Source organism: Halomonas icarae (assembly GCF_009901955.1).
GTDB classification, from domain to species: domain Bacteria; phylum Pseudomonadota; class Gammaproteobacteria; order Pseudomonadales; family Halomonadaceae; genus Halomonas; species Halomonas icarae.
The window spans coordinates 2,689,265-2,712,488 of sequence record NZ_WUTS01000001.1; the positions used below are offsets into that span (position 1 = coordinate 2,689,265).

The 23,224-nt window shown below is 64.5% G+C and carries 20 protein-coding genes; 4 read left to right on the plus strand and 16 right to left on the minus strand.

What is annotated here, in order from left to right; translation table 11 throughout:
- Positions 1 to 98: 98 nt before the first annotated feature.
- The 5 genes from GRB80_RS12225 to GRB80_RS12245 form a co-directional block, all read right to left on the minus strand.
- A complete protein-coding gene (locus GRB80_RS12225) occupies positions 99 to 893 on the minus strand; it encodes a DUF3726 domain-containing protein (RefSeq protein ID WP_132041921.1) in 795 nt (264 codons plus the stop codon).
- Positions 890 to 2,650: a hypothetical protein gene (locus GRB80_RS12230; protein ID WP_161423767.1), complete on the minus strand. Its 1,761-nt coding sequence runs from the start codon at positions 2,648 to 2,650 to the stop codon at positions 890 to 892. The genes GRB80_RS12225 and GRB80_RS12230 overlap by 4 nt, the downstream gene beginning before the upstream one ends.
- Before the next feature lies 1 nt (position 2,651).
- A complete protein-coding gene (locus tag GRB80_RS12235) occupies positions 2,652 to 4,340 on the minus strand; it encodes a BCCT family transporter (RefSeq protein ID WP_132041923.1) in 1,689 nt (562 codons plus the stop codon).
- Positions 4,341 to 4,423: 83 nt separating this feature from the next.
- Complete coding sequence (locus GRB80_RS12240) at positions 4,424 to 5,431, minus strand: dipeptidase (RefSeq protein WP_202597221.1); 1,008 nt, start codon at positions 5,429 to 5,431, stop codon at positions 4,424 to 4,426.
- Between the two features lie 28 nt (positions 5,432 to 5,459).
- Positions 5,460 to 6,902 carry an aldehyde dehydrogenase family protein gene (locus tag GRB80_RS12245; protein WP_161423768.1) on the minus strand — a complete coding sequence of 481 codons (1,443 nt, stop codon included), beginning with the start codon at positions 6,900 to 6,902 and terminating at the stop codon, positions 5,460 to 5,462.
- Positions 6,903 to 7,018: 116 nt separating this feature from the next.
- On the opposite strand from GRB80_RS12245, the gene GRB80_RS12250 reads away from it, so the two are divergent.
- The gene (locus tag GRB80_RS12250) at positions 7,019 to 7,921 is read left to right on the plus strand and encodes a LysR family transcriptional regulator (RefSeq protein WP_161423769.1); all 903 of its coding nucleotides are present in this window, start codon (positions 7,019 to 7,021) and stop codon (positions 7,919 to 7,921) included.
- Here GRB80_RS12250 and mtgA read toward each other — a convergent pair.
- The 3 genes from mtgA to GRB80_RS12265 all read right to left on the minus strand — a co-directional run bounded on the left by mtgA (position 7,916) and on the right by GRB80_RS12265 (position 10,846).
- Complete coding sequence (gene mtgA, locus GRB80_RS12255; protein WP_161423770.1) at positions 7,916 to 8,620, minus strand: monofunctional biosynthetic peptidoglycan transglycosylase; 705 nt, start codon at positions 8,618 to 8,620, stop codon at positions 7,916 to 7,918. The two genes, GRB80_RS12250 and mtgA, sit on opposite strands and share 6 nt — an antisense overlap.
- 143 nt (positions 8,621 to 8,763) lie before the next feature.
- Positions 8,764 to 9,621, minus strand: coding sequence for an S-formylglutathione hydrolase (fghA, locus tag GRB80_RS12260; protein WP_132041927.1), 858 nt, complete (start codon positions 9,619 to 9,621; stop codon positions 8,764 to 8,766).
- Positions 9,622 to 9,736: 115 nt separating this feature from the next.
- A complete protein-coding gene (locus GRB80_RS12265) occupies positions 9,737 to 10,846 on the minus strand; it encodes an S-(hydroxymethyl)glutathione dehydrogenase/class III alcohol dehydrogenase (RefSeq protein WP_161423771.1) in 1,110 nt (369 codons plus the stop codon).
- Positions 10,847 to 10,971: 125 nt separating this feature from the next.
- On the opposite strand from GRB80_RS12265, the gene GRB80_RS12270 reads away from it, so the two are divergent.
- Positions 10,972 to 11,862, plus strand: coding sequence for a LysR family transcriptional regulator (locus GRB80_RS12270; RefSeq protein WP_132041929.1), 891 nt, complete (start codon positions 10,972 to 10,974; stop codon positions 11,860 to 11,862).
- A gap of 58 nt (positions 11,863 to 11,920) precedes the next feature.
- On the opposite strand, the gene GRB80_RS12275 is transcribed toward GRB80_RS12270, so the two are convergent.
- From GRB80_RS12275 to GRB80_RS12295, 5 genes are all read right to left on the minus strand, one after another.
- Positions 11,921 to 12,904, minus strand: a complete 984-nt coding sequence (locus GRB80_RS12275) for a branched-chain amino acid ABC transporter permease (RefSeq protein WP_132041930.1) — start codon at positions 12,902 to 12,904, stop codon at positions 11,921 to 11,923.
- 4 nt (positions 12,905 to 12,908) lie between these two features.
- Entirely contained in the window at positions 12,909 to 13,796 is an 888-nt protein-coding gene (locus GRB80_RS12280) for a branched-chain amino acid ABC transporter permease (protein ID WP_132041931.1), read from the minus strand.
- A gap of 57 nt (positions 13,797 to 13,853) precedes the next feature.
- The gene (locus tag GRB80_RS12285) at positions 13,854 to 15,074 is read right to left on the minus strand and encodes an ABC transporter substrate-binding protein (RefSeq protein WP_132041932.1); all 1,221 of its coding nucleotides are present in this window, start codon (positions 15,072 to 15,074) and stop codon (positions 13,854 to 13,856) included.
- Positions 15,075 to 15,158: 84 nt separating this feature from the next.
- On the minus strand, positions 15,159 to 15,917 hold the full coding sequence (locus tag GRB80_RS12290) for an ABC transporter ATP-binding protein (RefSeq protein WP_374708599.1): 759 nt from the start codon (positions 15,915 to 15,917) through the stop codon (positions 15,159 to 15,161).
- The gene (locus tag GRB80_RS12295) at positions 15,914 to 16,687 is read right to left on the minus strand and encodes an ABC transporter ATP-binding protein (RefSeq protein WP_132041933.1); all 774 of its coding nucleotides are present in this window, start codon (positions 16,685 to 16,687) and stop codon (positions 15,914 to 15,916) included. Before GRB80_RS12295 ends, GRB80_RS12290 begins: the two co-directional genes overlap by 4 nt.
- Before the next feature lie 245 nt (positions 16,688 to 16,932).
- Here GRB80_RS12295 and GRB80_RS12300 point away from each other — a divergent pair, with 245 nt between their 5' ends.
- The gene (locus GRB80_RS12300) at positions 16,933 to 17,589 is read left to right on the plus strand and encodes a hypothetical protein (protein ID WP_161423772.1); all 657 of its coding nucleotides are present in this window, start codon (positions 16,933 to 16,935) and stop codon (positions 17,587 to 17,589) included.
- Between the two features lie 138 nt (positions 17,590 to 17,727).
- On the opposite strand, the gene rpoD is transcribed toward GRB80_RS12300, so the two are convergent.
- The 3 genes from rpoD to rpsU all read right to left on the minus strand — a co-directional run bounded on the left by rpoD (position 17,728) and on the right by rpsU (position 22,024).
- Positions 17,728 to 19,557 (minus strand): RNA polymerase sigma factor RpoD, encoded by a 1,830-nt coding sequence (gene rpoD, locus GRB80_RS12305; RefSeq protein ID WP_161423773.1) that lies wholly within the window; start codon positions 19,555 to 19,557, stop codon positions 17,728 to 17,730.
- Between the two features lie 249 nt (positions 19,558 to 19,806).
- The gene (gene dnaG / locus GRB80_RS12310; RefSeq protein ID WP_161423774.1) at positions 19,807 to 21,657 is read right to left on the minus strand and encodes a DNA primase; all 1,851 of its coding nucleotides are present in this window, start codon (positions 21,655 to 21,657) and stop codon (positions 19,807 to 19,809) included.
- 151 nt (positions 21,658 to 21,808) lie between these two features.
- Complete coding sequence (gene rpsU, locus GRB80_RS12315; protein ID WP_016416934.1) at positions 21,809 to 22,024, minus strand: 30S ribosomal protein S21; 216 nt, start codon at positions 22,022 to 22,024, stop codon at positions 21,809 to 21,811.
- A gap of 260 nt (positions 22,025 to 22,284) precedes the next feature.
- On the opposite strand from rpsU, the gene tsaD reads away from it, so the two are divergent.
- On the plus strand, positions 22,285 to 23,224 hold a 940-nt coding region (gene tsaD / locus GRB80_RS12320), incomplete at its 3' end, for a tRNA (adenosine(37)-N6)-threonylcarbamoyltransferase complex transferase subunit TsaD (protein ID WP_237561989.1).

Consider the following 23,224-nt stretch of genomic DNA (forward strand, 5'->3'; position numbering starts at 1 on the left):
ATAGGGGATGGGCGGACAGATCGATGGGAGGACAGCGAGGCCCCGGCGCTCCTCGTGGCTGAGCACCGGGCCTGGTCGTCACTCGATGAGTCGATGACTCAATCGTTGTCGGTGGTTCCGGCTCCGGCACCACCGCGGGAGGCATCGGTGGATTCGACCAGGATGCGGGCAGCCAGATCCTTGAGCCTGTTCCACACGCCGTCGTTGATGGGGATGCCATCGAGCATGGCCCGCTCGCGACAGGCCAGCAGCGTCGACTCCTCATGGCGGGCCAGCAGTTCGTAGTCGAACTCGGAGCGCATCGACGGCAGCAGGTCGACATGGTTGGCAAACACCAGCGTGATGCCGTCGTTTGGCTCGTTCTCCTCGGGTACCTGCTTCACCGCATAGACGCGGATCTCGGGCACCGAACTGTTGGCACGAAAGCCGACCACCTGCTCTGTCAGCGGCGGCTGGTCGCTGCCCTCCGGGGCCTGGGCGTTGCGCCAGAAGGCGGTGACGTTCATGCCTCGCCCGGCGATGCGAGCCAGATAGCCCATGATCAGCTGGCGATTGTGACAGCGCCGGATCTTGATCACCGAGAGGCCCCGGGCGCGCGCCTTGGCGAAGCCGAGCTCCAGCGCCAGGCTCGAGCTTCTGAGAACGCTATGACCCTGGCCATCGAGTACCGCGAGATCACCATCGGAATAGAGCTGCACCGGCGCATGCTCCTGGGCATGCTGCTCGGCCAGCAGATAATCGAGGCCACGGTTCAGGGCCTCCAGTCCATCGAGCTCATGGAGTTGCATCCAGGCGACCATGTCGGCGGCATCGCTGGCATCGCCATCTTCAAAGCCCAGGCCCAGAAAGGCCTTGCGGCAGAGTCCTTGGAGCTCGTTGTAGGAGACCTTCATGTCGTGACTCCGGTGGTAGTGGGGGTGGGGTTATCCTCGGCGTTGCTTGTCGATGGTTCGAGCGGAAAGCTCCAGTCGTCGAAGGCACGCAGGTCATCGGGCTCGGCATTGAGCTCCTCGACCAGCGGTGCCCCCTGGAACAGGGTGATGCGTACCCAGCGGTCCGACTTGGGGTCGAAGCGGCTGGCGCCGAAGAACGATAGCTTGGTGCGCAGCAGATGCATGGGCTTCATGTCGCGAGCCCAGAGGTTGGCCCGAATCTCGCCGAAAGGCGTTTCGACCATGGTCTGAATGCGGCGCACGATCTCCTTGTGACGCGAATGCTGGATCAGAAAGTCGACCACCGAGGCGCGAGGGTGGTTACCCAGATAGTCGCTGATGACGCGATGGGTATCCGCTACCCGCGGGGCGATGGCCAGCTTGAGCTCGCGGTCGGCACCGGGCTCGTGATCGCGCACCCCAAGCCGTGGCTCCTCCTTCTCGACGGAGCGATACCAGAACCAGTAGCGATTGTCGGGGTCGTCGAAGTCATAGGAGAGCGCCCAGTCATAGTGGGTCTCGATCAGCTGTTTCAGGCGCACCAGCGGCATTTCCGGCGTCAGTTCCATGCGCTCATCGACGCCCATGCGGTCCTCAAAGGGCTCGACGATGTCCGGGTAGATCTCCAGCAGCAGGGTGTTGATCAACTCCTGGGTCTCCAGCGACAGGGTCCGGTGACCCCACTCGACCAGCTCCTGCCAGAGGCCGTCGGTCAACGGCACCTGCTCGAGCCAGATGCGCACCTCGGGCAGGGCCGCCGCGGTTTCGACATTGCGCGCACTCTGTTCGACATCCTCGGTGACGGTCTGCTCCAGATGGCGCTGGGCACGGCTAACCAGTGCAATCAGCGCGGCACGCTGCTCCTCGTCGGGTTGCTGGGCACTGATCTGGGCCAGCGCCTGCTCACGACTCTCGACCCACTGCTCGATCAACTGCGGATGGTTGATCAGAAACGGGGCCATGCCGAGCCCGGTCGAGTTGCCGATCCCCAGATAGCGCCGCAGCGGGGTGGCGAGCCCGACGGCAGTCGCCGGCGCCTGGCGCCTGGCGATGTGCTCGATCTGCTCGATGGAGAAGTGGCGCAGCAGGTAGACTCCCAGCATCTGGGCCGAGAAGGGCCGCTGGAAGTCCGGGTTGTCACGCAGGCGGTCGAAGTCGGCGATGCCGAACTTGCCGTTACCGTAGACGGCCGTGGTGCGATACAGGTAGCCGACCCGGGTGATCCACCTGGGGTCGGGCTGCTGGCCGGCGCTGAGCGCCTCGCTAAAGGCGGCGAAGTTGCGCAGGCTGCGATTGGCCCGGGAGAGCACCAGCAGGCGCGGGTGCTGGCGGCCGGCTTCCTGCAGCGGCACGTTGGCCGCCATCTGCTCGAGCAGGGCGTCGTCCACATCTCCCTCGACCACGCCGAAGGTCACGTCCCAGGCCTCGGCGATGACGCGATCCGAACGCGCATCATCGGGCAGCGGCTGGGAGAAGATCACCCCATGATAGCGACCGCGCGGCGTCTGCAGACGATAGATGGCCGTGCCGTGGCCGTCGTCGTCGAGATCGAAACGCGTCGTGCTGATCTGCCAGCGCTGGCGTGCCATCTGGCGTATCAGGCTGCGCACGAAGCTCAGACGGCTGGGGTGCAGGCTGCCCAGGCGCTCAAGGTCCATGACCCGCTCCGGGGCACGCAGGCGCAGGCTCTCCTCGAGCGGAGAAACGCGATCGATCATGTTACTGCTCCTGAGAGGGCGCCGAGCCTGGCTGTGACGACGGCGCTGACGAGGCTGGCGGGACCGCGATCGGCCGCAGATCCCGGGAGACAAGCCCCTGATTGCGGGCCATGGCGATGGCGGCCTGGGGGCCAGTCCATAGTGACGGCAGCAGCACCAGCGACACCGGAATGGCGGTGAGCACGATGAACTGCTGCAGGGCGCTGATCTGACCGGAGCCCATGTACAGCAGGATTGCCGCCATCAGTGCCATGGTGATGCCCCAGAAGGCACGGATCAGCGAGCTGGGCCTGTCGTGGCCGGCGCCGACCACGGCGATGGCATAGCTCATCGAGTCGCCGGTGGTGGCAACGAAGATGGTGGTCAGCACCAGGATCGCCAGCGCCATGAAGGTGCCACCGGGCAGTGCCTGGGCCACGGTGAGGGTAGCCACGTCGAACTGGAAGTTGCTCAGTGCCTCGCTCAGGTCGATCACCCCGGTGAACTGATAGAAGATGCCCGAGCCTCCCAGCAGGGTGAACCAGATCGTGGTGGCGATGGGCGCCAGCACGGCAACGGTCAGGATCATCTGACGGATCGTGCGCCCTCTGGAGATGCGCGCGACGAAGATCGCCATCAGCGGACCATAGCCAATGAACCAGGCGAAGAAGAACACCGTCCACCACTGCATCCACCAGTCCGGTGCGCTCTGGGCGGTCATGGTCGACATGGTGAAGAAATTGGTCAGGTATTCGCCAAAGCCCTGGGTAAAGGCGTTGACCAGAAACAGCGTGGGGCCGAACAGGAAGATCACCGCCGCGATGCCGAGCGCCAGGAAGACATTCAAGCGGCTCAGCAGCTGGATGCCCTTGTCGATGCCGGTAACCGCCGAGGTGACATAGATGGCGCCCAGGCAGATCAGGATGATCAGCTGGGTGGTGTAGTTGTTGACCACACCGAGCAGCTCATGCAGACCGAAGCTCACCTGGGTGGCGAGAAAGCCGATGGGACCCACGGTACCGGCGACCACGGCGATGACGCAGAGCGCATCGACCACACCCCCGAACATGCCGCTCATGATGCGCTCGCCGAACAGTGGATAGAGCAGTGTCCGCGGCTGCAGCGGCTGGCCCTTGTCGTAGTGGGCGTGGGCCAGCACGATGGAGGTCAGGCTGCCCAGTACCGCCCAGGCCAGAAAGCCCCAGTGCATGAAGGACTGGGCCAGTGCCGGCGCGATGGCGTCGACAGTGCCCGCCTCGGTGTCGAATGACGGCGGCGTCGTCACGAAGTGGTAGATCGGCTCGCCAGCGGCGAAGAACACCCCGCCACCGGCCAGCAGGGTGCACATGATGATCGACACCCACTTGAAGGTGGAGAGCTCCGGCGTAAAGGTGTTGCCGATGCGTGCGCTGGCCATGGGCGTGCAGGTCAGACCGATGGCGACCAGAAAGGTCAGCAACAACAGCAACTGAAAGTAGGCGCCGAGGGCCTTGGCCGTCCAGGCGAAGCCTGCGCCAATGGCATCGGCGACGCCGTTGATATCATAGAGTGACAGGCCCACGAACAGCACGATAAAGCCGATGCTCAGGGTCAGCACGACGGGATCGCCCAGTCGGTGCTGGCCGGCAGGCAGCGAATCTTCGGTAGTGTCGGTATTGGTAGTGGCGTCGGTACTAGTAGCGATATTGGTATTGGTCTTGGTTGACGACATCAGAGTGGCCTCTGGCGTAGGGCCCCTAGGGGAGCGGGGCCGCTGTTGTGATTTTTATGTTTGTGACCGTTGATTTCTTCCCTTCAGGCGACCCGGTTCAGGCCCTGCTCGGGCGTGGCGGCACGCTCCAGCAGCGCCACCCAGTTCCGTCCCATGATCCCGGCGACCTCATGCTCCGCGAAGCCGACACCACGCAGCCCCTCGATCAGGTTGGGGAAGTCACGGCTGTCACGCAGCCAGGCCAGTGGCGTGGGCCAGCCGGCGTTGGTGGCGCTGCCTTCGCCGTAGTCCATCTCTTTCGACCAACGACCATTGCGCATCCAATCGAGGATCGAGGTGGGCTGGTTCTGGCAAAGATCGGTACCGATCCCCAGATGCTCCACCCCCATCAGGTCGGCAGTGCGAGCGATCATTTCGCAATACTCGCTCAGGGTGCAGTCCGAGCCGTTCCTGAGATGGAACGGGTAGGCGGAGAACCCCAGCAATCCATTGCACTCGGCGATGGCCTTGAGCACCGTGTCGGACTTGTTGCGCTTGGCCGGATGGAAGCTCGCCGGATTGGCGTGAGAGATGATCACCGGGCGGCTGGAGAGTTCGATGGCGTCCAGGGTCGAGCGCTCACCGCTGTGTGACATGTCGATGACCATGCCGACCCGATTCATCTCGCGAATCACCTGGCGCCCGAAGCGAGTGATGCCGCTATCCTCGGCCTCGTAGCAACCACAGGCCAGCAGGCTCTGGTTGTTGTAGGTGAGCTGCATGATCAGCAACCCCAGATCGCGCATCACCTCCACCATGTCGACGTCGTCTTCGATGGGCGAGCAGTTCTGGGCACCCAGGAAGATCCCTACCTTGCCGGCCTGACGCGCGCGTTCAATATCGCTCGCCTGGCGCACCGGCATGATCAGGTCGGCGTGCTCCTCGAAGCGCCGGTTCCACTCCCCCATCCGCGAGAGCGTCTCGCGGGTGGTTTCATGGTAGACCAGGGTAGCGTGGACGGCATCGACGCCGCCCTCGCGCATCTGCTCGAAGATCTCCCTCGACCAGTTGGAGTACTGCAGGCCATCGACCGTCAGCATCTGCTTGGACATCAGCTCGACTCCTCTCTTGGGCCCTGGCTCAGTTGGCCTTGACGTAGCAGGTCTTGACCACGGTGTAGAACTCGCGGGCGTAGCGGCCTTGCTCACGCGGGCCGAAGCTCGAGTTCTTGCGACCGCCGAAGGGCACGTGATAGTCGGTGCCGGCGGTGGCCAGGTTGACCATGACGCAGCCCGTCTCGGCGCGGGCCTTGAACTCGCTGGCCAGCGCCAGGGAGTCGGTGATGATGCCGGCGGTCAGGCCGAAGTGGGTGTCGTTGAGCACCTCAATGGCCTCATCGGCGTCGGCCACCTTGATCACGCAGGCGATGGGCCCGAACACCTCTTCGCGGTTGATCGGCATGTCGTTGGTGGTGTCGACGAACAGCGTCGGCGCCATGAAGTAGCCGTCGGTATCGCGCTCGAGGCGCTCACCGCCGAAGGCCAGCCTGGCGCCTTCACGCTGGGCGCGCTCGACCCAGGCCAGGTTCGACTCCAGCTGCCGGGCATCGGCGGCCGGACCGAAGCTCACGCCCTCCTCCAGGGCATGACCGACCTTGACCCGCTCGAGCCGCTTGATCAGCTTCTCGACGAAGGCGTCATGGACCTTCTCGGTGACGATCAGTCGCGAGGACGCGGTGCACTTCTGGCCAGTACCGGAGTAGGCCCCGTTGAAGGCGGCCTCCACGGCCAGGTCCAGGTCGGCGTCGTCGGCCACGATCAGGGCGTTCTTGGACCCCATCTCCAGCTGGCACTTGACCAGGTTGGCGGCGGTGGCGGCGGCCACGCGGCGACCCACCTCCAGCGAGCCGGTGAAACTCACTGCATGAATCTCGGGGCTCGAGATCAGCGCATCGCCCACCGAGCCGCCGGAGCCCATGATCAGGTTGAAGGTACCGGCAGGCAGCTCCTGGCGGCTGATGATCTCGGTCAGGGCCCAGGCGCTGGCCGGTACCAGGTTGGCGGGCTTGAACACCACCGCGTTGCCGAAGGCCAGTGCCGGAGCGATCTTCCACACCGCCGTGGCCATGGGGAAGTTCCAGGGGCTGATGATGCCGACCACCCCTACCGGCTCGCGACGAATATCGACCTCCACGCCCGGCCGCACCGACTCGGCGCGCTCGTCGATCTGGCGCAGCACCTCGGCGCCGTAGTAGTGGAAGAACTGCCCCGAGCGGTGGACCTCGCCCATGCCCTCGGCCAGCGTCTTGCCCTCTTCACGGGCGAGCAGTTCACCCAGCTCTGCCTTGCGCGCGATCAGTTCATCGCCGATGGCCATCAGCACGCCATAGCGATGCTCGAGGCCAGTCCTGGCCCACTGCTTCTGGCCCTGCCTGGCGGCGCTGATGGCCTCCTCCACCTGAGCGACGCTGGCCTGGGCATACTCGCCGACGATATCGCTGGTGTCAGAGGGGTTGACGTTGGCGATGCTGCCCTGACCCTCGACCCAGGTGCCATTGATGTAGAGAGCGTGAACGTGGGACATGGAAACCTCCTAGATATGATCAAAGCCATCCTAGGCGATGCCCGAAGATAAGAGGTAATCAAAAATAAAGATAAAATGATAAGGTCTTCTTATCACCCTGCCCCGCCGAGGTCCTCATGCATCCCGAGCTCAAGATACAGCCCCTCCGCTATGTGCTGGCCATCGTCGACGAGGGCGGCTTTCATGCCGCCGCCCGCCATCTGCACCGCACCCAGCCGGCGCTCTCCATGGCGGTACGTGAGCTCGAACAGCGGCTGGGCGAGCCGCTGTTCGAGAAGGGGGGCAAGGCGACGCTCACCCCCTTCGGGGCCTACTGCCTGCCGCGCTTCCGCGAGCTCGTGACACAGCACGATCGGGTCAGCCGGGACCTGGTCGCCCGGGTGGAGAAGCGCGCCGGGCATATCGACATGGCGGCCGTGCCCTCGGTGGCCAGCCGGCTGATGCCACGCCTGCTCAGTGATTTCATCCAGCGCTACCCGGATCTCAGGGTCAGCCTGCACGACGGCAACGCCGACTTCGTGGGCCGGATGGTGGCCGGTGGTGAGGTGGACCTCGGCATCTCCAGCCTGTGGCAGGCGGACGCCGAGCTGGATTTCTACCCGTTGATGCGCGATGCCATCGGGGTGGTATGCCGTGAGGACCACCGCTTCGCCGACCGCCAGGCGCTGAGCTGGCAGGAGCTTCAGGGAGAGGTATTGATCCGCAATGGCACCTCGCGGCTGCTCTCGGGAACCGGCGCCGAGCCTCTGCTCGCGCAGAGCGCTTTCGATATCTCCAACATGATCTCGCTGAATGCGATGCTGGAGGCGGGCATCGGCATCACCACCCTGCCGCGTTTGGCATTTCCCGAGGAGTGCGCGCGGCTGCGCTTCGTGCCGCTGTCGGAACCTTACGTGGAGCGTCAGATCGGGCTGATATGCCGGGTCGATGTCAGCCTGTCACCGGCGGCGGCGGCGATGCGACAGCACCTGGTGGAACACCTCGGGGAGCAGACTCGGGAAGCAGACAAGCCGTCATAGTCGATCGAGGTAAGCCGTCCCGCCAAGATTGCGCATCTGTCGGCGGATCCAGGCGCTTCGCTGGACCACCTCAGACGAGGGACGGGCGGCATCGCGGCCCCGCGGATCGGGCAGGATCGCCGCCAGTCGGCTGGCCTGGTGCGGCCCGAGCCGACCGGCAGAGACGCCGAAGTAGTGCTGGGCCGCGGCCTCCAGACCAAAGACGCCGCTGTCCCACTCGGCGATATTCAGGTAGACCTCTAGAATGCGCTGCTTGGGCCAGATCAGCTCGATCAGCAGGGTAAACCAGGCCTCCAGCCCCTTGCGGACCCAGCTGCGCCCGCTCCACAGGAAGAGGTTCTTGGCGGTCTGCTGGCTAAGGGTGCTGGCACCCCGCAGCCGGCCGCCGTTGCGACTCGCCTCCCAGGCACGCCGAATCTCCACCAGGTCGAAGCCGTGGTGGTCGAGAAAACGTTGATCTTCGGCGGCGATGACCGCCAGCTTGGCATGATCGGAGAGTGACTCCCAAGGCCGCCAGCGATGCTGAAGATCGATGGGTTCACGAGCAAGCCAGGAGTGTACCTTGCGCTCCACCATCACCATGGAGCCGAACACCGGCGCTTGGCGGAACAGCAGCACCAGCAGCACCGACAGCACCACGAAGCCCAGCGCGGCACGCCATAACCACCCCGTTACTCTACGAAGTAGCGTCCTGATCATGGCTGCCCCAATCGCATCGCATCTCTCTCCACTTGCGCCCCTCGTGCCAGGCCCGCTTGTCTGTTGTAGCTGGCAGTATACGGGCCTGGCACGTCACACACACGGGAGAACTTGGCGATCGGACTAGGCGACCGGACGCGTCATCAGCGCTTCTTGTGCAGGTGCTCGGCGTGGTAGCGCAGATGCTCCTCGATAAAGGAGGCGATGAAGTAGTAGCTGTGATCGTACCCCGGCTGTCGGCGCAGGGTCAGCGGATGGTCATGCTCGGCACACACCGCCTCGAGACGCTCGGGCTTGAGCTGCTCCTCGAGGAAGTCATCCGCCTCACCCTGGTCGATGAACAGCGGCTGGCTGGAGGCACCCCGGGCTACCAGCTCACAGGCGTCGTACTGGGTCCACTTGCCGCGGTCGTCGCCGAGATAGCTCGAGAAGGCCTTCTGCCCCCAGGGGCACTCGGTAGGATTGACGACCGGCGCGAAGGCCGATACCGAGCGATAGTGTCCCGGCCGACGCAGCGCCGCCACCAGTGCGCCATGACCGCCCATGGAGTGCCCGCTGATCGATTCGCGACCATTGACCGGGAAGTGCTGGCGCACCACCGAGGGCAGTTCCTCGGTCACATAATCGTACATGCGGTAATGGCGCTTCCAGGGCTCCTGGGTGGCATTGACGTAGAAGCCGGCCCCGGAGCCGAAGTCATAGCTGTCATGCTCGCCGGGAAGGTCGGTGCCACGCGGGCTGGTATCCGGACAGATGATCGCCACGCCGAGCTCGGCGGCAACGCGCTGAGCGCCCGCCTTCTGCATGAAATTCTCGTCGTTGCAGGTCAGTCCGGAGAGCCACCACAGCAGCGGCACCCGCTCGGTCTCGGCCTGGGGCGGCAGGTAGATGGCGAAGATCATCTCGCAGTCCAGCGCCCGGGAGCGATGGCGGTAGCGCTTGTGCCAGCCGCCGAAACTCTTGTTGGCCGATACCAGTTCGAGGTTCTCGGTCATGGTCATGAATTCACTCTCCTTGTCGGCCGGGAACTTCCGGCCGCCGATCGACAGGATGGCGCCCGATGCCTCAGCATCGGACGCCTATCAATCACCACGCGCGGTAACGGGCGCGTATCGATCAATAGTGCAGCACGGTGCGAATGCTCTCACCCTTGTGCAGCAGCTCGAAGGCCTCGTTGATCTTTTCGAACGGCATGTCGTGGGTGATGAAGTCGTCGATATTGATCTCACCGTTCATGTACTGCTCCACGTAGCCCGGCAGCTCCGAGCGTCCCTTCACGCCGCCGAAGGCGGAGCCCTTCCAGACCCGGCCGGTCACCAGCTGGAACGGACGGGTGCTGATCTCCTCGCCGGCACCGGCCACGCCGATGATGATCGACTCGCCCCAGCCCTTGTGACAGCACTCCAGCGCCTGGCGCATGACGTTCACGTTGCCGATGCACTCGAAGGAGTAGTCGACACCGCCGTCGGTCATGTCGACGATCACCTCCTGGATGCTGCCGGCGTGATCCTTGGGGTTGACGAACTCGGTGGCACCGAACTGCTCGGCGAGCTTGAACTTCTCGGGGTTGACATCGATGGCGATGATGCGGCTGGCCTTGGCCATCTGGGCGCCCTGGATCACCGCCAGGCCGATGGCACCGAGGCCGAACACGGCGACGGTGGAGCCCGGCTCGACCTTGGCGGTATTCATCACCGCGCCGATGCCGGTGGTCACGCCACAGCCGAGCAGGCAGATCTTGTCCAGCGGCGCCTCCTTGGAGACCACCGCCAGGGACACCTCGGGGACCACGGTATACTCACTGAAGGTGGAGCAGCCCATATAGTGATGCAGCGCCTTGCCGTCCAGCGAGAAGCGCGACGTGCCATCGGGCATCAGGCCCTGGCCCTGGGTGGCGCGCACCGAGCTGCACAGGTTGGTCTTGCCGGAGAGGCAGAACTTGCACTTGCCACACTCGGCGGTATACAGCGGAATGACGTGGTCCCCGGGACGCACGCTGGTGACGCCCTCGCCCACCTCCTCGACGATGCCGGCACCCTCGTGGCCCAGCACCGAGGGGAACAAGCCCTCGGGGTCGGCACCCGAGAGAGTAAAGGCATCGGTATGACAGACGCTGGTGGCGGCCATGCGCACCAGCACTTCACCGGCCTTGGGGCCCTCGACATCGATCTCGACCAGCTCCAGGGGCTTGCCCACTTCCAGGGCAACGGCGGCGCGTGACTTCATAATCGTTCTCCTCGCTTGGGAAAGTTCAGATACAGTCTAGGCGATAAACCGAACCGGTATAAACCGCACCAAAAGCATTACATTATTGCCATACAGCAACAATCTTGCATTCTTCAGGAGAGTCCATGCAGCGCTGGGATCGTATCGAAGCCTTCGTCGAGGTGGTGCGGCTAGGCACCTTTGCGGCGGCCGCGCGGGAGCTGTCGGTATCCAACTCGCATGTCAGCCGACTGGTCAGTCAGCTCGAGCAACAACTGGGCACCGCCCTGCTCTATCGCACCACGCGCCAGATCAACCTGACCGACGCCGGGGCGCTCTACTACCGCCACTGCCGCCATCTGTTCGACGGCTTTCGCGAGGCCGAGGCGGCGATCGATGACCTCCAGGACCGCCCCCAGGGGCGTCTCTCCCTGACCTCCGCCACCACCTTCGGCGAGCGCTTTCTCGCTCCGCTGGTCAACGACTTCCTGCTCGAGCACCCTCAGCTGGAGGTCCGCATGCACTTCACCAACCGCCAGGTGGATATCATCGACGAGGGGTTCGATGTGGCGATCCGCATGGGGCGACTGGAGGACTCGAGCCTGGTGGCCAGGCGGCTGTGCGAGCGCCGCGAATATGTGGTGGGCGCTCCCGCCTATTTCGAACATATCTCACAGCCCCATGCCCTGGCCGAACTCTCTCGCCATCGCTGTCTGATCGGCAGCCGCGACCAGTGGCGCTTCGCGGTGGATGGGGTGCGCCGCGAGGTACGCGTCAGTGGCCAGTGGCGGGCCAACTCGGGGCCTGCGCTGCTCGATGCCGCCCTGAAGGGACTGGGGCTGGCCCAACTGCCCGACTACTACGTGGATGAGCATCTGGCGAGCGGCGCCCTGATCTCGGTGCTCGATGCCTACCGCCACGACGACACGGCGGTCTGGGCGGTCTTCCCCCGCCATCGCCAGCGCTCGCCCAAGCTGCAGCGCTTTCTCGATCACCTGGTGAGCTACCTGCCGCAACGCCTGTCCAGCGCGCATTAAAAAGGCGCCCCGCGGGGCGCCATAGGTCTTCGTAATAAAACATCGCGGGAACCGGGGGTCACTTGAAGTTCTTGCGCACCACCTTCTGGATCTCGCCGACGATGCCGCTGCGGAAGCTCAGCACACAGATCACGAAGATGGCACCGAGGATCACGCTGACCCAGTTGCCGAGCGGCGACTGCGCCAGCTGGGTCTGCAGGCTGACCACCACGCCGGCACCCACCAGGGGGCCGAACAGCGTGCCCACGCCGCCCAGCAGGGTCATCAGGATCACCTCGCCGGACATGTGCCAGTGGGCATCGGTCAGCGAGGCGAGCTGGAAGACCACGGTCTTGGTCGAGCCCGCCAGACCCGCCAGACCGGCGGAGAGCACGAAGGCCACCAGCTTGTAGGCATCGACGTTGTAGCCGAGTGACACGGCACGAGGCTCGTTCTCGCGGATCGCCCGAAGCACCTGGCCGTAAGGCGAATGCACGGCACGCTGGATGATCGCGAAGCCGATCAGGAACACCGCCAGCACGAAGTAGTACATGTTGAGGTTGCTCTCGAGACTGATCACCCCGAACAGCTCGCCGCGCGGCACCCCGTGTAGGCCATCCTCGCCGCCGGTGAAGGGCGCCTGGACGAAGAAGAAGAACATCATCTGCGCCAGCGCCAGCGTCACCATGGCGAAGTAGATACCCTGCCGGCGGATCGCCAGGGCGCCGAACAGCGTGCCCAGCACCACGGCGGCGAAGGTACCGATCAGGATGCCAAGCTCGGGCGTCAGCCCCGGGTAGCTGGCCAGCATGATGCCGGTAAAGTAGCCACCGGTGGCCAGGAAGGCGGCGTGCCCGAAGGAGAGCAGGCCGGCATAGCCGAGCAGCAGGTTGAAGGCGCAGGCGAACAGTGCGAAACAGAGCACCTTCATCAGGAAGACCGGATAGGCCACGAAGGGGGCTACCAGGGCGATGGCGACCAGCGCCAGGTAGAGGAGGTTGCGACGCATCTTGGCCTTGCGGCGAAGTTTCATGGCAGGCGTCAGGGTCTGGGTTGCCGACATGGTGTCAAGCCTCCTTGCCGAAGAGTCCCGCGGGACGCAGCATAAGGACCACCACCATCACCACGAAGATCACGGTGTTGGCAGCCTCGGGATAGTAGACCTTGGTCAGGCCCTCGATCAGCCCCATGGCCAGGCCGGTGATGACGGCACCGATGATCGAGCCCATGCCACCGATCACCACCACGGCAAACACCACGATCAGCAGGCTCGAGCCCATGGTGGGCGAGACCGGATAGAGCGGTGCGGCCAGCACCCCGGCAAAGGCGGCGAGCGCCACGCCGAAGCCGTAGGTCAGGGTGATCAGCTGGGGAACGTTGACGCCGAAGGCCTGCATCAGGGCCGGATTCTCGGTGCCGGCGCGCAGGTAGGCCCCCAAGCGAGTCCGCTCGATGATGAACCAGGTCGCCAGGCAGACCGCAAGCGCGGCAACCAGCACCCAGCCACGGTAGATGGGCAGGAACATGAAACCCAGGTTGACGCCGCCCTGCAGGACGTCGGGAGTGGGATAGCTGGACCCCGAGACCCCGAAGAAGTTGATTAGTGACCCCTCGAAGATCAGCGCCAGACCGAAGGTCAGCAGCAGCCCGTAGAGGTGGTCGAGGTGAGCGATGCGGCGCAGGATAAAGCGTTCGATCAGCATGCCCAGCCCACCCACCACCAGCGGTACCACCAGCAGGGCCGCCCAGTAGTTGAGCCCCAGGTACTGCAGCCCCAACAGCGCCGTGAAGGCACCGAGCATATACATCGCACCATGGGCGAAGTTGACGATCTTCAGCAGACCGAAGATCACCGCCAGCCCGAGGCTGAGCAGGGCATAGAAGGCGCCGTTGATCAGGCCCAGCATCAGCTGACCCATAAATACCATCAACGGCACACCGAAAATCATTGTCATGCGATGGACCTCCCCTCAGGTGGCGGCGGCCGAAGCCGCCGCCGATTCTGCATCCACTCAGTTGTTGACCAGATCACACTGGCTTTCGGAAAGCGGACGGAAGGCCTCTTCGGCGGGAATCGTGGAGAGGATTTCGTAGACATCCCACTCGTTCTCGGACTCTTCGGGAGTCTTCACCTGCGCCAGATACATGTCGTGGACCATGCGGCCATCTTCACGGATATAGCCATTGCGAGAGAAGAAGTCCTCCACGGGGCGCTCGGCCATGGCCGCCCGGATCTGCTCGGGGTTATCGGTACCCGCCTCGGCCACGGTCTCCAGATAGTGCGCGGTGCTGGAGTAGATGCCGGCCTGCACCATGGTCGGCCGCTTGCCGGTCCGCTCGAAGTAGCGATCGGCCCACTCGCGCGCCTGCTCATCCATGTCCCAGTACCAGCCGGTGGTGAGCAGCAGGTTCTGGGTCGCCTCGAGACCCATGGAGTGGACGTCGTTGAGGAAGATCAGCAGGCCGGCGAGCTGCTGGCCGGACTGGGTCAGGCCAAACTGGCTAGCGGTGGTGATGGCATTGACGGTGTCGGCACCGGCATTGGCCAGCCCGACGATCTTGGCACCGGAACCCTGGGCCTGGAGGATGTAGGAGGAGAAGTCGCTGGTGGGGAAGGGATGTCGCACCCCACCGACGATCTCACCGCCATTCTCCTCCACCACCCTGGTCACGTCGCCTTCCAGGGCATGGCCGAAGGCGTAGTCGGCGGTGAGCATGAACCAGCTGTCGCCGCCCTGTTCCACCACTGCCTTGGCGGTGCCGTTGGCGAGCGGGTAGGTGTCATAGACCCAGTGAATATGGTTGGGGGTGCAGTGTTCGTTGGTAATGCTGGACGCGGCGGAACCGGAAACGATGCCCAGGCCATCGTTCTCCTCGATCACCTTGGTGGCGGCAATGGTCACCGAGGAGGCCACCAGCCCCGCCACCAGATCGACATTACGCGTGTCGAACCACTCACGTACCGTGTTGGCCCCGACATCGGCGCTATTGCGGTCATCGGCACTGAACACCTCGATGGGCACGCCATTGACCTCTCCGCCGAAGTCCTCGACGGCCATCTTCAGGGCCTCGAGGCCACCCGGACCGGCGAGATCACGATAGGTGCCGGACATGTCGGCGAGATAGCCGATGCGCACGGCATCGTCGCTCATGCTGGCCTGGGCGCCGGTCGCCATCAGGGTTGCGGCGGCTAGGGCTACGCTGGAGGCGAGAATCTTGCGATTGAAGGTCATGCTTGACTCCGTGGCCCACGCGGGGCGGTTTGTTGTTGTCGATACGGTTGACGCTAGGAAAACTGCCGGACGGCCAACGCACCGTCACACGCCCAGCAGGCTGTTGAGGTGATCGCGACGCGAGGGCAGCTCGGCGGCGGTGATCTCCTCGATGATACGGCCGTGCTCCATCACGAAGTGACGGTCGGCCAGGGGCGCGGCGAAGCGGAAGTTCTGCTCCACCAGCACGATGGTCATGCCACGCTCCTTGAGCTTGATCAACACCTCGCCGAGTGCCTGGACGATGACCGGTGCCAGCCCCTCGGTGATCTCGTCGAGCAGCAGCAGTCGCGCCCCGGTGCGCAGGATTCGCGCCATGGCCAGCATCTGCTGCTCGCCCCCGGATAGCCGGGTGCCCTGGCTACGCCGACGCTCATAGAGGTTGGGGAACATCGTGTAGATCTCGTCGATGGACATGCCTCCCGAACGCACCGTCGGTGGCAGCAGCAGGTTCTCCTCGACGTCGAGGCTTGAGAAGATCCCGCGCTCCTCAGGGCAGTAACCGATCCCCAGCCGCGGGATATGATGGGACTTCATGCCCATCGCCTCGTTGCCATTGATCATGATCGAGCCGGTACGTCGACCCACCATGTTCATGATCGCCTTGAGGGTGGTGCTGCGACCGGCGCCGTTGCGCCCCAGCAGGGTCACCAGCTCACCGCGCTTCACATCGAAATCGACGCCGTGAAGGATATGCGACTCGCCATAGAAGGCGTGCAGGTCACTGACCCGCAGCATCTCGGCGCCTTCATGATCCTGGTATTGGTGGACCGGATCCTGCATCGCTTCGGCTGTCTGGCTCATGCGCTGGCCTCCTCTGCCGCCGCTTCGCTGCCCATGTAGGCCTCGCGGACCTGGGGATTGCGCGATACCTCCTGATAGTCGCCCTCGGCCAGCACGGCGCCACGGGCCAGCACGGTGATGCGGTCGCAGAGGCGACTGACCACGCTGAGGTTATGCTCCACCATCAGCACGGTGCGCCCCGCCGAGACCCGCCGAATCAACTCGACGATGCGGTCGACATCCTCGGCTCCCATGCCCTGAGTCGGCTCGTCGAGCAGCATCATCGTCGGCTCGAGAGCCAGCGTGGTGGCGACCTCCAGGGCACGCTTGCGGCCATAGGGCATCTCCACGGTCAGCACATCGGCATACTCGGCCAGGCCGACCTCATCGAGCAGCTCCATGGCACGGTCGTTGAGATGATCGAGGCTGCGCTCGGATTTCCAGAAGTGGAAGGAGGTGCCCAGCTTGCGCTGGAGAGCCACCCGCACGTTCTCCAGGGCGGTCATATGACCGAACACCGCGGAGATCTGGAAGGAGCGCACCAGCCCCAGACGGGCGATCTCGTTGGCCTTCATGCGCGTGATGGGCTTGCCACGATAGAGAATCTCGCCGCGGGTCGGCGGCAGAAACTTGGTCAGCAGGTTGAAGACCGTGGTCTTGCCGGCCCCGTTGGGGCCGATCAGGGCGTGGATATGCCCTTCCTGGACCTTGAGGTTGACATCGTCCACGGCGGTGAAGCCGCGAAACTCCTTGGTCAACCCGCGAGTTTCCAGTATTAACTCCTGGGTCATGAGCCTTCCTCTTGGGGTCGCCACGCGACCCGCCGTGGTACTGTTATCGTTGTTGCCAGGCTTTACGTTAACGTAAGCTAGAGGATGCATTACCGCTCGGCAATAGGCTCTGCATAAAAACGCGACTAATGGTGTAGGCCCCTGAAATTCAATAGTTTGCAAACAAGTCGCCGGCGAAGTTAGCCACCCTACGGCGGAGCGGGTAAGATGCCCATCAACTGTTACCCTCCCACACGAATTCCGCCATGCCACATAAGTCTCTGCCTGCCCCCTCCTGGCCCATCAGCTTTCGCGCCACCTGCCTGCGCGCGACGTTCTATATCCTTCTCGTGGCGGGCATCGCCCAGGGAGTCTTCTATGAATCTCTCTACCTTTCCGATGCGCGCTTCTCGGAGCGCGGCTTTACCGAGCTGGCTCAGACCGCCCTGCTGGCCACCGCAGCCGGACTGCTGCTCTACAGCCACCTGGTGATCCGCACCCTGCCCTACATCAGCCTGCTGATGTTCGGGTTTCTATTCGCCTCGCTGATCCGCGAGCAGGACGCCCTGCTCGATACCTACCTCTTCGATGGTGCCTGGCAGCTACTGGTCAGCCTCACCGTTCTGCCGATCCTGTTCGTTGTCATCCGCAAGCGGCAGCGCTTCCTGGCCGAGTTCGCCGCCTATGCCAACAGCTTCTCCTTCGGGCTCTTCGCGGCGGGCTTCCTGACCACCTATGTCTTCTCGCGGCTCTACGGACGTGGCGACTTCTGGCAGGCGATCCTGCAGGAGAACTATGTTCGCGACTTCAAGAGCGCCGCCGAGGAGGTCGTGGAGCTGTTTGGCTATGCCGTGCTGCTGATCGCGGTCATCGAGCTGGTCCTGCTCGCCCGGCGCTGGGCCCTGGCACGACAGAACGGCTGAGCTAGACACCGGCCGCTCCTCCAGCGTCCACGAAAAGCACCCACGAAAAAGCCCCAGGGTTCAGCTCTGAACTGAACTGCACCCTGGGGCTTTTTCATTAGCAACGCTTGTTGCTGTTGTGACAAGCGCCTGGTGTTATTACTCGTCCAGGAAGGAGCGCAGCGGCTCCGAACGGCTGGGGTGACGCAGCTTGCGCAACGCCTTGGCCTCAATCTGGCGAATCCGCTCGCGGGTAACATCGAACTGCTTGCCGACCTCCTCGAGGGTGTGGTCGGTGTTCATGTCGATGCCAAAGCGCATGCGCAGCACCTTGGCTTCGCGCGCGGTGAGTCCACCGAGCACGTTGCGTGTCGCCTCTATCAGCCCCTCACCGGTGGCGGAGTCGATGGGCAGCACCATGGAGCTGTCCTCGATGAAGTCGCCCAGGTGCGAGTCGTCGTCATCACCGATCGGCGTCTCCATGGAGATCGGCTCCTTCGCGATCTTGAGCACCTTGCGCACCTTGTCCTCGGGCATCTCGAGACGCTCGCCCAGCTCCTCGGGGGTCGGCTCACGCCCCATCTCCTGGAGCATCTGCCGGGAGACCCGGTTGAGCTTGTTGATCGTCTCGATCATGTGCACCGGGATGCGGATGGTGCGCGCCTGGTCGGCGATGGAGCGGGTAATCGCCTGACGGATCCACCAGGTGGCGTAGGTGGAGAACTTGTAACCGCGACGATACTCGAACTTGTCCACCGCCTTCATCAGGCCGATATTGCCCTCCTGAATCAGGTCCAGGAACTGCAGGCCGCGATTGGTGTACTTCTTGGCGATGGAGATCACCAGGCGCAGGTTGGCCTCGACCATCTCCTTCTTGGCGCGACGTGCCTTGGCCTCGCCGATGGAGAGACGACGATTGACCTCCTTGATCTCCTGCACCTGCAGGCAGACCATCGCTTCCTCGAAGGCGATCTTGCGCTGGGCGCGCTGGATATCAGCACTCAGCGGCTTCAGGCGTTCGGCATACTTGGGGTGCTCGGCGGAGAACGCCTCCAGCCACTCGGGGTCGGATTCGTTGCCGGGAAAGGCCTTGATAAAGGTCTTGCGCGGAATGCGTGCCTTCTTGACACACAGCTGCATGATCGCCTTTTCCTGGGCGCGCACCTGCTCGACACTGATCCGCACCTGGTTGACCAGACGCTCGAAATGCTTGGGTACCAGCTTGATCGGCGAGAACAGCTCGGCCAGACGCGCCAGGGCATCCTGGGCCGCCTTGGAGTTGCGACCCTCGGCCTCGATGGCGGCCTTGGCGGCGGCATTCTTCTCGCGGATCTGCTCGAAGCGCGCGCGTGACTCTTCCGGGTCGGGGCCACCGACGCTCTCCTCCTCGGCCTCCTCGTCCTCATCCTCGTCCCCGACGCGGATCTCCTCTTCGGGCACCTCCGCCTCGGCTACCCCGGGAATGCCCTCGTCGGGATCGATGAAGCCGGAAAAAAGATCGGAGAGGCGGCCCGGCGCTTCCTCGTCCTGGGTGGCATCGTAGGCCTCGAGAATGGAATCCACCGCGCCAGGCAGGTAGGCCAGCGCCGACATGACTTCGCGGGTGCCCTCCTCGATGCGCTTGGCGATCTCGATCTCACCCTCGCGGGTCAGCAGCTCCACCGTACCCATCTCGCGCATGTACATGCGCACGGGATCGGTGGTGCGACCCACGTCGCTCTCCACCGCTGCCAGGGCCGCCACGGCTTCTTCGGCCGCCGACTCGTCGGTGGAGTGGTCCGACATCATCAGGGTATCTTCATCGGGGGCTACCTCGACGACGCTGATGCCCATGTCGTTGATCATGCCGATGATATCTTCCACCTGATCCGGGTCGGCGATATCCTCGGGAAGGTGGTCGTTGACCTCGGCATAGGTCAGGTAGCCCTGTTCCTTGCCGCGCGCGATCAACTCCTTCAGACGCGACTGTTGCTGCGCATTTCCAGCCATAGAAACCCTATCTCGACGAAGAAGAATGAAACACCTGAAGCGCTGGGTGGAGAAAACTCACAAAGCCGAACAGTATAGCGGCAGAAAGCACCTTTCTGCCAGTTCGATCTATTTGCGCGGTTACTCAGGTGTGTTAGGTTGTCAGGTTACGCCGGTGCCGAGCGCTGTCTCCTATGTGGGGATGTTAGGAGAGAAATCAACCGTACGGCCAGCCCGGAGTGTCCTCAGAATGTCTTTTTGACCTTCCGGTCAGCGGTGCAGTTCGGTGATCAACGCCATCAGGCGCTGCCTCTCCTCCCGTGACAGCCGCTCCCCTGCCTTCTCCCTGGCCAGCAGTGCGTCGAACTCCTCCTGAGGCGAGCGCCTGCGCCGATGCCTTCGAAAATGCCCCACCAGGCCCTCCAGCTCGGGACCACGCGCCGCCTTCGGAATCAGCAGCTCGCGCCGCGCCAGCGCCGCCAGACGCTCCCCTTCCGGGCTGCCATGAAAGTGTGCCAGCAGCACCTGAGGGCTGCGGTAGCCACCCGCCCTGAGCAGGCGAATCACCTCACGGCAGAGCAGACCATCCGGCTCCTCATCGGGACACCAGTCATCCTCCGCGGGCAGCTGCGCAACCAGCTCCGGCTCGTGCAGCAGCAGCTGCAGGGCCCTCGCGACAAGACTCAAGGCTCCGCCAGAGCGCTGCGGGAAGGCGCCCCTCCCCTGCTCCCGAGGAGGCGGTGGCGCCGATGTGCCACCTGCCGCCATGGCCGGCGGCGACTCATCGCCACGCGCCTCCCGGCCCGCGACGACCTCGCCCCTTGCCAGCAGGGCCGAGAAGTTCGCCGCCTCGACTCCGGTGCGGCGCGACAGCTCGGTCAGCATCAGCGACTTGAGCACACCCTCCGGCAGCCGTCCGATCGCCTTCAACACCTGGCTGGCGTAGCGCTCGCGCTCCTCGATATGGGCCAGGTCGCGCCCCGCCGCCGCCTGATCGAAGAGGAACTCCGACAATGGGCTGGCGCAGGTGATGCGGCCCTGGAAGGCCTCGGCGCCCTCCCGGCGCACCAGGGTGTCCGGATCCTCCCCCTCGGGCAGAAACAGGAAGCGCGCCTGGCGCCCGTCGATCATCAGCGGCAGCGCCGTCTCCAGCGCACGTGTCGCCGCCTGGCGCCCGGCACGGTCGCCGTCGAAGCAGAACACCACCTCGTTGACCATCCGGAACAGGCGCCCGAGATGCTCTTCGCTGGTGGAGGTGCCCAGGGTGGCGACCGCATTGCGGATGCCGAACTGTGCCAGGGCCACCACGTCCATGTAGCCCTCGACGATCACCACCCGCTCCAGGCGGTGATCGGCCTGGCGCGCCTCATAGAGGCCATACAGCTCGCGCCCCTTGTGGAACACCGGCGTCTCCGGTGAGTTGAGGTACTTGGGCTTGGCATCGCCCAGCACCCGGCCTCCGAAGCCGATGGTGCGCCCCTTGATATCCCGGATCGGGAACATGACCCGGTCGCGGAAACGATCGTAGGTGCGACCACTCTCCTCGCGATGCACCAGCAGGCCATACTCCACCTGCACCGGCTCGCCGATGCCGCGCTCACCCAGGTGCCGCTTGAGGCCTTCCCAACCATCCAGCGCATAGCCGACCCCGAAGGTCTCGAGCACCTCCGGCGCCAGGCCGCGACGCTCCAGGTAGTCCCGGGCGCCCTGCCCCTCGGGCATCTTCAAGCGCTCGCGAAAATAGGCGGCCGAGAGTTCCAGCAGGTTGACCCCCTCCTTGCGCTTGCGCTCGCGCGCCTGGGCCCGGGGGTCGTCGGCGCCCTCGCGGGGCACGTCCATGCCCAGCCGCCCCGCCAGCTGCTCCACCGCCTCGGGGAAGCGTAGCTTGTCGTACTCCATCAGGAAACGTAGGGCATTGCCGTGAGCGCCACAGCCGAAGCAGTGATAGAACTGCTTGTCGGCACTCACGGTGAATGACGGCGTCTTTTCCTGATGGAAGGGGCACAGGCCCGAGTAGTTGCGTCCGGCCTTCTTGAGCTTGACCCGCTCGCCCACCACCTCGACCACGTCGACGCGAGCCAGCAGGTCATCGATGAAGCGCTGGGGAATCTGTCCGGCCATGAAGTCGAATCACCTCGACGACTGCGGTGTGATCACCCTGGGGCGACGGCAGTCACCATCGACCCGGAAAAAACAAGCGGCCACCGGATGGCGGCCGCTTGGCGTCCTCCTGAGACCGCCCGGCCCTAGGGCCCGACGTCTCCAGTACGGATCAATAGAGCCGTTCGAAGCGCTTGCGCTCACGCTGGAGCTTCTTGGCGTGACGCTTGACGGCGGCCGCCGCCTTGCGCTTGCGCTCCGCAGTCGGCTTCTCGTAGTGCTCGCGACGACGCACCTCGGAGAGAACACCGGCTTTTTCGCAGGAACGCTTGAAGCGACGCAGCGCGACGTCAAACGGCTCGTTATCACGTACTTTAACAGAAGGCATTAAGCACTCACCTACCTTAGGTAACTAGAGTTCGGTTAGTACGCACACCCCTGTGGGTGGCACGTTTCGCGAAGAACAAACGCCCGGAACGCCTGAGCGCGCCGGAAAACGAGGGGTTCGATCGCGGTTTTCGCCACCTGGGTGCACGACCCAGTCTTGCAGCGCACGACATTCTAGACCCCACACCGAGTTCTTGCAAATGCTTTCCGTGTCCATAACGCGTAGAATGGCGGCCTTTTCCGAGTAAACGAGCCGACACCATGCGCGTACTGGGCATCGAGACCTCCTGCGACGAGACCGGCGTCGCCCTCTTCGACACCGAGCGCGGCCTGCTGGCCGACGCCCTCTACAGCCAGATCGCCATGCACGCCGAGTATGGCGGCGTGGTACCCGAGCTCGCCTCTCGAGACCACACGCGCCGCCTGCTGCCGCTGATCCAGCAGGTGCTCGACGAAGCGGGACTGACCCGCCAGGACCTCGATGCCATCGCCTATACCGCGGGCCCCGGCCTGGTAGGGGCGCTGATGGTGGGGGCCGCCACCGCCCACGGCATGGCCAGAGCGCTGAACATTCCGGTGCTCGGCGTCCACCATATGGAGGGGCACCTGCTGGCCCCCATGCTGGAGGAGGACCGCCCGGCGTTCCCCTTCGCGGCCCTGCTGGTCTCCGGCGGCCATACCCAGTTGGTCGAGGTGCGCGGGCTGGGTGACTACAGCCTGCTCGGTGAGTCCGTGGACGACGCCGCCGGCGAGGCCTTCGACAAGGCCGCCAAGATGCTGGGCCTGGCCTATCCCGGTGGCCCTCAGGTGGCACGCCTGGCCGAGCGGGGCGATCCCGGCCGCCTGCGCTTCCCGCGGCCGATGACCGACCGCCCGGGACTCGACTTCAGTTTCTCGGGCCTCAAGACTCACACGCTCACCGCCATTCGCAAGCTCGAGGCGGCCGGCGAGCTCGACGAGCAGGCCCGCGCCGATGTGGCGCGAGCCTTCGAGGAGGCGGTGGTCGACACCCTGGTCATCAAGTGTCGCCGCGCCCTGGACCAGACCGGCCTCAAGCGGCTGGTGGTGGCCGGCGGCGTCAGCGCCAATGCGCGGCTGCGCGAGCGCCTGGAGCACGAGTGCGAGAAGCGCAACGCCCGTGCCTTCTACCCCCGCGGGCGCTTCTGTACCGACAACGGGGCGATGATCGCCTATGTGGGCG